General features: G+C 64.6%; 9 protein-coding genes. All 9 read right to left on the reverse strand.

Features of this window, described 5'->3' with window-relative positions; translation table 11 throughout:
* Nucleotides 1–121 precede the first annotated feature (121 nt).
* Nucleotides 122–1762, reverse strand: coding sequence for an ABC transporter substrate-binding protein (locus NKH06_RS29845; RefSeq protein ID WP_352894916.1), 1641 nt, complete (start codon nucleotides 1760–1762; stop codon nucleotides 122–124).
* A 483-nt stretch (nucleotides 1763–2245) separates the two neighbouring features.
* A complete protein-coding gene (locus NKH06_RS29850; protein WP_352894918.1) occupies nucleotides 2246–3193 on the reverse strand; it encodes an alpha/beta hydrolase in 948 nt (315 codons plus the stop codon).
* Between the two features lie 11 nt (nucleotides 3194–3204).
* On the reverse strand, nucleotides 3205–3885 hold the full coding sequence (locus NKH06_RS29855) for an isochorismatase family protein (protein ID WP_352894920.1): 681 nt from the start codon (nucleotides 3883–3885) through the stop codon (nucleotides 3205–3207).
* Nucleotides 3886–4144: 259 nt separating this feature from the next.
* On the reverse strand, nucleotides 4145–5449 hold the full coding sequence (locus NKH06_RS29860; protein ID WP_352894922.1) for a M24 family metallopeptidase: 1305 nt from the start codon (nucleotides 5447–5449) through the stop codon (nucleotides 4145–4147).
* A gap of 303 nt (nucleotides 5450–5752) precedes the next feature.
* On the reverse strand, nucleotides 5753–6724 hold the full coding sequence (locus NKH06_RS29865; RefSeq protein ID WP_128305626.1) for a GlxA family transcriptional regulator: 972 nt from the start codon (nucleotides 6722–6724) through the stop codon (nucleotides 5753–5755).
* A 341-nt stretch (nucleotides 6725–7065) separates the two neighbouring features.
* A complete protein-coding gene (locus tag NKH06_RS29870) occupies nucleotides 7066–8244 on the reverse strand; it encodes a trans-sulfuration enzyme family protein (protein ID WP_352894924.1) in 1179 nt (392 codons plus the stop codon).
* On the reverse strand, nucleotides 8241–9662 hold the full coding sequence (locus tag NKH06_RS29875) for a pyridoxal-phosphate dependent enzyme (RefSeq protein WP_352893883.1): 1422 nt from the start codon (nucleotides 9660–9662) through the stop codon (nucleotides 8241–8243). Before NKH06_RS29875 ends, NKH06_RS29870 begins: the two co-directional genes overlap by 4 nt.
* Nucleotides 9663–10022: 360 nt before the next feature.
* Nucleotides 10023–11357 carry an FAD/NAD(P)-binding protein gene (locus NKH06_RS29880; protein WP_352894926.1) on the reverse strand — a complete coding sequence of 445 codons (1335 nt, stop codon included), beginning with the start codon at nucleotides 11355–11357 and terminating at the stop codon, nucleotides 10023–10025.
* Nucleotides 11358–11388: 31 nt separating this feature from the next.
* A complete protein-coding gene (locus NKH06_RS29885) occupies nucleotides 11389–11892 on the reverse strand; it encodes an RrF2 family transcriptional regulator (protein WP_128305622.1) in 504 nt (167 codons plus the stop codon).
* Between the last annotated feature and the right edge of the window lie 761 nt (nucleotides 11893–12653).

The following is a 12653-nucleotide window of genomic DNA, read 5'->3' on the forward strand; positions in this document are numbered from 1 at the left end:
TCCTGGTCATCCTCAATGCAAAAGCACGCGATGCGCGCAACGAGTTCGTAATTGCAACTTGACACCCCAGATAGTCGCTCTCCCCACTCCGGAGGGAGAGGAACCCAGGAAGGGCGATGGCTCAGCTTTCAATCCAAACCTTCTCAAAATGCTGCTCGAGCGCCTGGTGCTGTTCGCAACCTTCGACGCCTTTGCGGTACGTCCGGTAGACCGAGCGCCAGTAGGGTTGGATGATGATGCCGGAGTCGCGCAGATTCTCCTCGATCTTGGCCATGATCTCCTTGCGCGCCCTGGCGTCCGGGGTCGCCAGCGCCTTGTCGAGCAGCTCGTCGAACTCCTTGCTGGCGTAGGCGCTTTCGTTCCAGGCGGCGCCCGATTTATACGCCAGCGCCAGCACCTGGACGCCGAGCGGGCGGCCGAGCCATTCGGTGCAGGAGAAGGGGTATTTGCTCCAGTCGTTCCAGAAGGTGGCGGCGGGCAGCACGGTGCGCTTGATCTTCAGGCCGGCCTCGCGCATCTGCGCGCCGATGGCGTCGCCGGTGCTCTTTTGCCATTCGACATCGACGGAAATGAGCTCGAACTCGTGGTCGGCCTTGCCGGCCTCGGCCAGCAGCTTCTTCGACTGGTCGAGGTCGCGCCTGGCCGGGCCGATATCGGCATATTCGGGGTGCATGGGGCCGACATGGTGGTTGTCGGCGGGCTTGCCGCGGCCGCCGAGTCCGAGTGCCAGCACGGCGGAATTGTCGACGGCGAGTTGGGCGGCGCGGCGCACCTTGACGTCGTCATAGGGCGCGTTGGCGACATTGAAGCGGGCGACGATAGTCGAGCCGGTGGCGATCTCGGAATTCATCAGCCCCATCTGCTCGGTCTGCGAGACGGCATCGGAGGCGGTTTCGTGGTCGGTGTCGATCTCGCCGGATTCGAAGGCCGACAGCATGGCGTTGGGGTCGGAGCCGTAGTCGACCCATTTGATGCCGTCGAGGTGGAATTCGCCCTTCCACCATGGCTTATCCCTGCGCTTCACCTCGGCGCCGGTCTCGGCGTCCCAGCTGACCAGCTCGCAGGGGCCGGTGGTGATGGCCAGCGCCTTCATGGGGTCGCCATCGCCCTCATAGGAGCGGTGCATGATCAGCGCCGGATAGTCGGCCATGCCGGCGATCAGCGAGATGTCTGACTTGGGCAGATTGAGCTTGATGGTGAAGTCGTCGATCTTGGCGATGCCGCCGTCGACGACCTTCTTGGTGTCGGCGTTGACCAGCGCGCCCATGCGCGCGGCGACCGAATTGCCGGGCACCGAGGCGTCGCACCAGCGGGTGAGGTTGTGGATGACATCATCGGCGTTGAAGGCATCGCCGTTCGACCAGGAAATGCCCTTGCGCACATGCAGTGTGAGCGTCCTGGCGTCGTCGCTCGCCTCCCAGCTTTCGAGCAGCCAGGGCTCGAAGGAGAAGTCGGTGTTCCAGCGCACCAGATATTCGTTGCAGTGGCGGGCGACATTCGACATCTCCACGCCGTCGAAGGTGCGCGGGTCCTTGAAGCCCTTGACGTTCATGGCGACGCGCAGCACGCCGCCCTTCTTGGGTTCCGCCGCGCGGGCAGGGGTGGTGCTCAGTCCGCCCAGTGCCAGCGCGCCGGCGGCGCTGACGCCGAGGCCGGCCATCAGCGCCAGATACTCGCGGCGGTTGATGCCGCCGGTCCTGAAATCGTCGGCGACGGGCTTGGCTTTCGGGTGCAATTTGCGATCGGTCAGCATGAATTTCATCGTCGTTCCCCTGTTGTTGATGCATGCCGCCCAAAAGTGCCCAGCGGTTTTGGGACAACGGCATGCACAGAAAAATCGCCCCGGCCGATCGACAGACGCGGGGGCGGACGCGATCGCCGGGGCGCCATTGCCTGAGGGGGAATGATAGAGCGGGGTGACGCCGGGGAGTGTTCGGTTTTCCGCAGTGATTGTGCGGAGTTCCGCAGGGGGCCAAGCGAGGGCCTCCCCTTCGAAAATTGGTGAAGGGTGACGTGACAGCCAATCTCCCCCCTTGCGGGGGAGATGTCCGGCAGGACAGAGGGGGGTGTGAAGGATCGCCAACCTTCGATCCCCAGATCTTTTAAATCGGTCTGAGAGCGCGGCTGGACTTAGCTGATTGGCTGAAAGGTCAGCGGAACAGCACCCCCCTCTGTCCTGCCAGACATCTCCCCCGCAAGGGGGGAGATTGGCGCCCCACCGCCGGCGCCTTCCTTCCTCAGCCACTCAATACGGCCACTCGCCCTTACCCAACGCACCAACCGCCGCAACAATCCGCGCAAACGCCTCCGCCGCTGCCGGCACCGTGCTGCGCGCGCGCAGGAAGCTGTGCACCAGTCTCGGTTCCTCGTGCCACCACGCCTTGCCGCCAGCGGCCACAATGCGGTCGCGGTAGGTCTCGCCATCCGAGGACAGCGGGTCGCATTGCGCCGTGACGATCACCGTCGGCGGCAGGCCGGTGAAATCGGTGTCGCGCAGCGGCGAGAAAGTGGGATCGTCAAGCGATTGCCGCCTGGCCGAGCGGACGTCGCGGTAGAAGGCGATGTCGGCCACCGACAGCAGCGGCGCCTCAGTGTGCTCGATGTAGGAGCCGGCGCTCTCGTCGCCGCCGAGGCCGGGGTAGATCAGCACCTGGCCGACCGCAGCTCTGATATGGCGGCGGGTCGCCTGCGCCACCGCGGCGGCGAGGTTGCCGCCGGCACTTTCGCCGCACAGCACGAGCGGCAGGGTTGATGTCACCGCCGCCCATTTGAAGGCGGCCACCGCATCGTCGAAGGCGGCGGGATGAAGATGCTCCGGCGCCAGCCGGTAGTCGACCGACAGCACGTCGAAGCCGGTGCCGGCGCAGAGCTCGGCGCAGATGTCGTCATGGCTTTCGAGCCCGCCGAGGATGAAGCCGCCGCCGTGGTAGTAGATCACCATCGCCTGGGCGGCCTTGCCGGCAAGCCGGTAACGGCGGATCGGGATGTCGCGGCCGGCGGCGGCGATCAGGCCATCGCTGGCCTTCACGCCGGGCGGCCGGCCCTGGTGGAAGGCGCGGCTCATCCTGTTGTAGACGGCGCGCTGCTTGTCGATCGGCAGGCCGATGATTTCGGGCGGATACCAGGCGTTGACCGCGTCGATATAGGCCCAGAGCTCTGGGTCGAGCCGGGTTTCGTAGGGGCCCCTGGTCATGCTTTCGACAGTCATAGATCGGCGTAGAGCGCGGCCGCATTGTCGAAGGTGAAGCGCAGCGGCACCGAGCCTTCGACCTGCCAGGCTGTGACGGTCTCGCCCGCCAGCAGCCGGCAGGCGCCGTCGGTATCGGTGACGGCGCCGCCATAGAGCCGGTTGGCGAGGTTGAGGATGCCGGTCTGGTGCATGGCCGCACTGCCGCTGCCGCAGGCATCCTTGACCAGCAACACGCGAAAGCCCTTGGCCACCGCATCCTTGACCGACGCGTCGATACAGGCCTCGGTCCAGACACCTGCGACAACCAGCCATTCGATGCCCGAAGACTTGATGTCGCGCGCCGCCGGCCCGGTGCGGAAGGCGCTGGCCTCGGCCTTGATCAGCAGCGCCTCGCCCATGGCCGGCGCCACCTCATGGCAGATCTCGGTCAGCGGATCGCTCTTGTCGGAGAAGGCCGACTTGCCGTCCTCACCGACCGGGTGGAACGGCCGGTCCTGGCTGTCGAGATCGACGATGTAGGCCCAGTGGTAGAGCGGCACATTGTTCTGCCGCGCCGCCGCCTGCAGGCGCTGGACGTTGGCGAGGATCGTTGCGTAGTCGTCGACGAGGTAGCGCTTGTCCTGCCGGTGCTCTTCCTGCAGGTCGATGAAGATTGCGGCCACGGTGCCGGGTTTGATGGCGATGGGGGTTTTCATGAGGCTTCATTATCCACGGGCGGAGCAGTCCAAGACTCTTGCCTGTGCCGGTGGGACAGCACCCCCCTCTGCCCTGCCGGGCATCTCCCCCGCAAGGGGGGAGATCGGTCGTCGCGAATGCCTTCGCCAATCGCCAGAGTTGCAGGAAAAGGCGCTGCAGGCGACGCTGCCAATCTCCCCCCTTGCGGGGGAGATGTCCGGCAGGACAGAGGGGGGTGGGAGGGAATGAGGCGCTCGTTATGAGCGTCGGTTGCCCGCATCAAACCTGCGTCTCCAGAAACTCATCCTCATAGGGAAAGCGCGACAGAAGCTCCGTACCAGTCTCGGTGATCAGGATCTCGTCCTCCAGCTTGACGCCCTCGCGGCCGCCCTTTTCGCCGATGTAGCTTTCCACGCTCACCACCATGCCTGGCACGATATGGCCGTCGCGGCCATAGGTCTCGTAATCCATGGAATGCGCGATGAACGGCGTTTCGCCATGCATGCCGACGCCGTGCATGACCGAGGTGTAGCGCTGGTCGATGAAACGGTCGGGGATCTTCCACGCCTTCTCGGCAATCTCGCGGAACGCCATGCCGGGTTTGACGATCGAGATGTTATGCTGAACCTGATCGTGCGCCATGCGGTAGAGCGACTTCTGGTAGGGCGTCGGCTTGCCCGGCCCGCAGCGGAAGGTGCGCGAGAAATCCGAATAATAGCCGTAGCAGCCGATGGTGTCGGTATCGAGCGCCAAAAGTTCGCCGGGGCGGATCTTGCGGCCGCTGGCCTCGTTGAACCAGGGATTGGTGCGCTGGCCGGAGGTGAGCAGCCGGGTCTCGATGAACTCGCCGCCCTGGCGGATGACCTCGCCATACATGATGGCGAACAGGTCGTTTTCGGAGACGCCGGGCTTGATCGCCTCGCGCACCGCATAGACGGCGGCCTCGGCGCCGGCCATCGACACCTGCAAGCATTTGACTTCCTCCGGCGTCTTCACCGCGCGCACCGCCAGGATTTCGCCCTGGCAGTCGCGAACCTCGCAGCCGCGCTTTTCCAAAGCGAGCGCCTGCAGATGGCTGCAGCGGTCGAGGCCGAGCTTCATCGAGCCGCCGCCATGCTGCTTCAAAAGCTCGGCGACCTCCTCGGCGAAGGGACCGGCGGTCTCGTCGTCGCGGCCCGACACCGACGACCAGACGAGCTTGGAAGGACGCGCCTCGGCGATCGTGTCGAGCACCATGGAGACATGGTAGCTCTGCGGGTATTCGAACAGCACGATCGGCCCGTCGGTCGGAATGAAGAAATAGCGGGTCGAATTGCGCAGGAAATAGCCGAACATGTTGCGCGAGCCGGTGGCGTAGCGCTGGTTATAGGGGTCGAACAACACGACGCCGCCATAGCCGGCCTCACGCATCCAGCCGCGCAGTTTCGCCAGCCGGCCCTTGCGCAGCGCATCGGCATCGATGAAGGACGGCTCGGTGTCCGACAGCCACATACCGCCGGCCGGATCGGCGGCAGCGGGGTGGCGCATGCGGTCCTTGAAGTCCACGTCCTCGGTGCTGTCGGGGTCGAATACGACGATGCTCATGGGGGTACGGCCTTGGCTGGGTTGCGAGGTCGGAGCATGACGCAGGAGGGGCGGAGGGATTGTGCGGAAAACCGCGTTTGTTGTGCGGGATGCCGCGGGCAGATGCGGAACGCTGGCGGGACAGCACCCCCCTCTGGCCTGCCGGCCATCTCCCCCGCAAGGAGGGAGATTGGCTGTCACGAGCGCTTTCGCCAATTTTCAACGTTGAAGAAAGCGCGGGAGGCCAAAGCCGCTGATCTCCCCCCTTGCGGGGGAGATGTCCGGCAGGACAGAGGGGGGTGCTGTCCCGCCAACATCGACAAACTAATGCCGCCTCGCCAATCTCGGCGGATGCCCGTGCTCCTCGCGAAACGCCCGGGCAAAGCTCGACATCGAGGCGAAGCCGCAGGCCAGCGCCACGTCGCGCACGGCGAGCGTCGAATGCGCCAAAAGGTCGGCGGCACGCTTCAGCCGGAGCCGCCGGTAATAGCCATTGGGCGAGATGGCGAGTTCGGAGCGGAAGGAGCGTTCGAGCTTGTCGGAGGAGACGCCGAGCTTCGCGGTCAGCTCGGCCATGCCGAGCCGCTCCTCGACCGCGTCCTCCATGATGGCGATGGCCGACAGCACCAGTTCGTTCTGGACGCCGGTGCGCAGCCGCAGCGGCATCATCTTGCGGTCGATGCTGGAGCGCAGCTGGCTGTGCACGAACCATTCGGCGACGCCGGCGGCAAGCTCGGCGCCGTAGTCGCGGGTGATGATCTCCAGCATCATGTCGAGGCTGCCGACGCCGCCGGCCGAGGTGAAGCGCTTGCGGTCGATGACATAGAGGTCGCGCCTGAGCTCGATGTTGGGGAAGGCTTCGGTGAAGGCGGCCTGGCTGGTCCAGTGCAAGGTGCAGGCATGGCCGTCGAGCAGGCCAGCGCGGGCGAGGAAGAACGCGGCATCGGCCACCGCGCCGATATGGGCGCCGTTGCGCAGGCTCTTGCGGATCCAGTGTGCTGCGTCCTCGGCGACGAGATGATCGGCATCGCCGCCCGAACAGACGACGATGCGATCGACCTTCGGCGCATCCTCGGCGTAAAAACCCGGCTGGATAACGACGCCGTTCGACGCCTCGACCGCGCCTTTCGTGCCGCCGACGATGATCCAGCGATAGCATTCTCTTTTCGCCAGGACATTGGCGGCACGCAGCGGCTCGATGACCGAGCTGAACGCCATCATCGGAAAGCCGGGAAACACCAGCACCGCGAAGGTGAGCGGGGTGTCGGTGGGTTTGGGTGGGGCGTGTGTAGCCATGGGGCGCTACACTTCGGGCAGATGGGGTTCGGGGTCAACGGGGCTTGGCTGAACGATGCGCGAAGCGCGGTTTGCCGTTGACCGTTGTCGCGGCGAAGAGATCGGTCCGACGTCGGCGGGACAGCACCCCCCTCTGGCCTGCCGGCCATCTCCCCCGCAAGGGGGGAGATCAGATGTCACTTCCGCTTTCGCCAATCTCTAACGTTGCAAGACGAGCGGCGACATCGAAGCTGCCAATCTCCCCCCTTGCGGGGGAGATGGCCGGCAGGCCAGAGGGGGGTGTGAAGGATCGCGACAGACCCCAGTTTGCCCTGCGCCGCATCTTCCGCGATATCAGCCCGCTAACCCAGCGCCTGATCCAGATCGGCGATCAGATCGTCGCCATCCTCGATCCCCGCCGACAACCTTACCAGCGAATCCGATATGCCGATCTCGGCCCGTTTCTCGGCTGGTATGGACCCATGCGTCATCAGCGCGGGATGCTCGATCAGGCTCTCCACCCCGCCGAGGCTTTCGGCCAGCGTGAACAGTTGCGTGCGTTCGAGGAAGCGTTTGGTGCCGGCAAGGTCGCGGTCGAGCACGGCTGTGATCATGCCGCCGAAGGCGTGCATCTGCTGGACGGCGACGGCGTGCTGCGGGTGGCTGGCGAGGCCGGGATAGATGACGCGGCGGACGTCGCGGCGCGCTTCCAGCCATTGCGCGATCTTGAGGCCATTGGCGGAATGACGCTCCATCCTGAGCGCCAGCGTCTTGAGGCCGCGCAGGGCGAGAAAACTGTCGAACGGGCCTGAAATGGCGCCGATGGCGTTCTGCAAGAATTTCAGCTGGGCGGCGAGCTCCTTGTTGTCGCCGACGACGGCGACACCGCCGACCATATCGGAATGGCCGTTGAGATATTTGGTCGTCGAATGCACCACGATATCGATGCCGAGCTCCAGCGGCCGCTGGATATAGGGGCTGCAGAAGGTATTGTCGGCGACCGACAAAATGCCCTTGCGCTTGGCTAGGGCGGCGACGCCTTCGAGGTCTACGATGCGCAGCAGCGGGTTGGTCGGCGTCTCGACCCAGAGCATTTTCGTCTCGGGCCGGATCGCGGCTTCCACGGCGGCCAGGTCGGTGAAGTCGACGAACGAGACCTGCAGATTGGCCGAGCGCTTGCGCACCCGCTCCATCAGCCGGAACGAGCCGCCATAGATGTCGTCGGTGGCGACGATATGGGCACCGGAATCGAGCAGCTCCAGAACGGTGGCGATCGACGCGAGGCCGGACGCGAAGGCGAAAGCGGCCGAGCCGCTTTCGAGATCGGCCACCGCGCGCTCGAAGGCAAAGCGCGTCGGGTTCTGGCTGCGGGCATATTCAAAGCCCTTGTGAACGCCGGGCGACTGCTGGGCAAAGGTCGAGGTGGCGTAGATCGGCACCATCACCGCGCCTGTCAGCGGGTCGTGGCTCTGGCCGCCATGGATGGTGCGCGTCGAGAAGGCCAGGCGGTTTTTTCCGGCTGGCGGTGTGCTGCTGGTCATCGTGCGCGCCTCAAATGGTTGATCAGGTCGATGCGGGTAATCAGGCCGACGAATTCGTCGCCGTCGAAGATGATGGCGACCTCGTTGCGGTCGAAGACAGGCAGCAGCGCGTCCAGCGTCTGGCTGGCCTGCAGCGTGTGCAGATTGGAGGTCATGGCCGTGCGCACCGGGCCATTGAAACGCTCCCAGCGACCATCATAGGGGCCGTCGACATGAGCAAGAATATCGCTTTCATCGACGATGCCGACCAGTCTGCCATTGTCGAGCACCGGCAGCTGCGAGACATCGGAGCGGCGCATGCGGCCATAGGCGTTGAGCAGGCTTTCGTCCGGGCCGACATAGACGGTGTCGCCGGTGCGGTGCGAACGCATCACCAGGTCGCGCAGGTCGCCATGCTGTTCGTGCTCGGCCAAACCCTGCTCGGCCAGCCAGAAATCGTCGAACACCTTCGACAGATATTTGTTGCCGCTGTCGCAGACGAAGGTGACGACGCGTTTCGGCACCGTCTGCTCGCGGCAATAGCGCAGCGCGGCGGACAAAAGCGTGCCTGAGGACGAGCCGGCGAGGATACCTTCCTTCGACAAGAGGTCGCGGACCGCCAGCATGCTCTGCTTGTCGGGGATGGAATAGGCCTTCTTGACCAGCGACAGATCGGCATTGGGCGGCACGAAATCCTCGCCGATGCCTTCGACGGTCCAGCTGCCAGCCTCTTCCATCTTGCCGGTCTTGATCAGCGGCGCCAGCACCGAGCCGACCGGGTCGGCCAGCACCATTTCGGTCTTCGGCGATACCTTGGCAAAGTAACGGCCAAGCCCGGTCAGCGTGCCGCCCGAGCCGACTCCGACGACCACGGCATCGACGTCACCGTCGAGCTGCGAAAAGATCTCCGGGCCGGTGGTGGTTTCATGCGCCAGCGGATTGGCCGGGTTGGCGAACTGGTTGGCATAAAAGGCGCCGGGCGTTTCCGCTGCGATCTTCTCGGCCATGTCCTGGTAATATTCGGCATGGCCCTTGCCGACGTCGGAGCGCGTCATACGCACCTCGGCGCCGAGCGCGCGCAGATGCTGGATTTTCTCGCGCGACATCTTGTCGGGCACGACCAGCACGATGCGGTAGCCCTTGGGGATGCCGACCTGGGCGAGGCCGAGGCCGGTGTTGCCGGCGGTCGCCTCGACAATGGTGCCGCCACGCCTGAGCCTGCCCTGCTTTTCAGCCGCGGCGATCATCGACAGTGCGATGCGGTCCTTGATCGAGCCGCCGGGGTTCTGGCTTTCGAGCTTGATGAACAGCCGGCACTTGCCGGTGTCGAATTTGGTCAGCTCGACCACCGGCGTCTGGCCGATCAGGTCGAGAACCGACGCATAGGGCGGACGCAGGCGGGACAATTCGTCGGCTGCGGCGATCTCGTGCTCGCTCATATCGATGCTCCATGACCAAGCGACCGCCTCGAGGCAGAGCGGCAGCGTATCCTCTTTTCCAGCCCTTTGCAGTCGGAAAGAAGATAGATCGTGCCAATCAACCGGCCAGATGTGGAATGAAATTCCGGGTTGTGGCTGTGGTCTCAAACTAAACGCTACCGCAGCACTCCGTCACACCCCCCTCTGGCCTGCCGGCCATCTCCCCCGCAAGGGGGGAGATCGGATGTCGCCGCCGGTTTCGCCAATCTCCAACGCTGAAGAGAACGTGCCAAAAGTGAAGCTGCCAATCTCCCCCCTTGCGGGGGAGATGTCCGGCAGGACAGAGGGTGGTGCTGTCCCGCCGGCATCAAAAGGTTCTGCCTAACCCAGCAGCTGCTTGCTCAGCCTCGCACACTGCACGCGGATATCGGGAATGGCGTCGATCTCGAAGAAGGTGCCGCGCGTCAGCGGGCCGACGGCGAGGATCTTGGCCGAGACGGTTCCGTCGCCGGCGATGATCTCGCATTTGGCCGATACATCGAGGCCGATGCGCAGCGGATCCGGCCGTGCCAGGCCGCGGTCGACCAGCGAGCGCACGACGCTGTTCGACGAGGTCGAGATGTCCCTGACGATACCAGAGCAATCGTAGATGCGGGCGACCTCGAGGGTCTCGAGGCGCTGCGTGTGGCGCGACTGGACCTGGACGGTGAATTCGCCGTTGCACGCGATGTCGACGACGCGGCCGGCGACCAGGCGGATGCGGCCGGACCGCACGGCTTCGGTGACGCGGGCGTAGACCTCGGGCGCCATGCGATGGCGGTGGATGTCCCACCAGGCCTTGGTGTGCTCGACGAAGCGGCGCTTGGCGGAAGCCGGCCAGTTCTGCCAGATCTTCTGGTTGAACGGCCGCAAGCCGTCGACGACGTCGCGCCAGTCGATGCCGGCCTTCTGGTTTTCCTTGATCAGGTCGCGGAACCAGCCGACGAAATAGGAGAGCTGCGTGCCGAGCGGAATGTCGGCGACGTCGAGCTTGATCGGATTGCCCTTGCGATGCGGCGAGGGCAACAGGCCGCGCCGCGACACAGCTATGATATCGCCGCGATGGCCGCGCTGTTCCAGCGCCAGGAAGGCATCGACCATGCTCAGGCCGGTGCCCAGCACCATGACGCCGGCGTCGGGGGGAAGTGCTGTGTCGGCTTCCGATCCCATCCTGATGGCATGGCCCTGCGCCGGCTCCTCGTCGTGGCCGGTGGCCAGCACGGCGAGATGCGCAACGACGCTGGTGCCGTTGGCCAGCGCCACTTCGACACCGGATGCGGTGGGCGTGATCGAGAGGCTTTCCTCGCGGATCAGCCGAAGCCGCCCGGTCAGCTTTTCGCGCGCCTGCAGCTCGTCGAGCAATTCGCCGAGGTAACGGGCATAGATGCTACGCGGCGCATAGAAGGGCGCCTGCTCGGCCGTTGCCAGGCCGCGCTCCTGCAGCCAGCGCCAGAAATTGCCGGGATCGTCGGCATAGGCGCTCATGCCGGCGGCGCTAACATTCAAGACATGCGCCGAGAGCAGCGTCGAATAGGCGATGCCCTGGCCGAAATGCGGGCGCCTTTCGATCAGCGTGACGCGCAGGTCGGGATTGGGCGACTTCAGGAGATGCGCGGCCAGCACGACGCCGCTGGCGCCGCCGCCGACAATGATGATGGAGTTGGCACGCCCGGTCATAGGCATGCCTTCGCTCTGCGCAGCGCCAGTGTCAGGCCTGGACCTTCACCGCGACCGGCAGACCGCCGATGTCCCTCGCAACCGGCAGATCGTCGATGCCCTTCGCGACCGATAGGTCGTCGAGGACGATATCGCGCATTTCGGCGAGGCTGCGCTGATCGAGCACCTCGGCGATCGCCTGCCGGACCTCGAGCATCAGGTGTCGGACTTGGCATGTCGCCTCGTTGCAATCTTCACAGCGCTGGTACTGGGTGCGGCTGGCGCAGGGGATCGGCGCCAGCGGACCGTCGAGGACGCGCACGACATGGCCGACCTTGATCTCGTCGGCGGGGCGCGCCAGGCGATAGCCGCCATCCTTGCCCTTGCGGCTCTGGACGAAGCCGGCATTGCGCAACTCGCCCAGGATGGCGTCGAGAAATTTCTTCGGGATGTTGTTGCCGGTGGCGACGTCGTTGACGAAGGCAAGCTGCCCGGCCGGCAATCGCGCGAGATGGACGAGCGCCTTGAGGCCGTACTTGCCCTTTTTCGTGAGCATGAGATCAAAATTTCTCTGTCATGCGACGGCGTGGAACCATCGGTTGCAAAACACCTGGCGTGCGTTGCCGCCGCGTCCAAGCCCGCATGACACATAAATTCTAGTGACATGATGTACAAGCCGAGAACTGTTGATTTTGCTTCGTTTTCAAGCCGCTTTGGCCATTTTAGCCCGACCTTGTGCCCTCGAAAGCACAAAAATGCCTTTAAGAGCAGTGGGATGGCAAAATGGTCCTCCAGGGCCGGATGTGGTCGGCATCGACTGACGCGACGGCGAAAGCCGATCCATGCCGCGAGCGATCATGGTGATGTGGTGGCCGCTCATCGCCGACTCCAACTCTCTCATGTCGATCAGAATACTATACTTATGCTGGAGCACTGTGGAAGGTGTTTTCGAATCCATGGCTTTTTTGGGTATGGATTTGCCTGACAGGGGCAAGACTAGGAATTCTCGTTCGCGATCGAGGTCATGCCATTCCTTCGAGCGTTGGTGCGTGCAGGACCTTGCCGGACGCTGGCAGGACAGCACCCCCCTCTGCCCTGCCGGGCATCTCCCCAGCAAGGGGGGAGATTGGCAGATCCACCGTAGGTTCAACACCTGCAACGATGGCGATTGGCGAAAGCCGGGATGACAGCGATCTCCCTCCTTGCGGGGGAGATGGCCGGCAGGCCAGAGGGCGGTGCTGTCCCGCCGACATCGGAAGACTTCGGACGGTAGCCGAGCCCCCAACGTCACGGCTTGGATCAAGCCAGGAAATCGCT

This window comes from Mesorhizobium sp. M1342, from assembly GCF_040317955.1.
Taxonomy (GTDB): domain Bacteria; phylum Pseudomonadota; class Alphaproteobacteria; order Rhizobiales; family Rhizobiaceae; genus Mesorhizobium.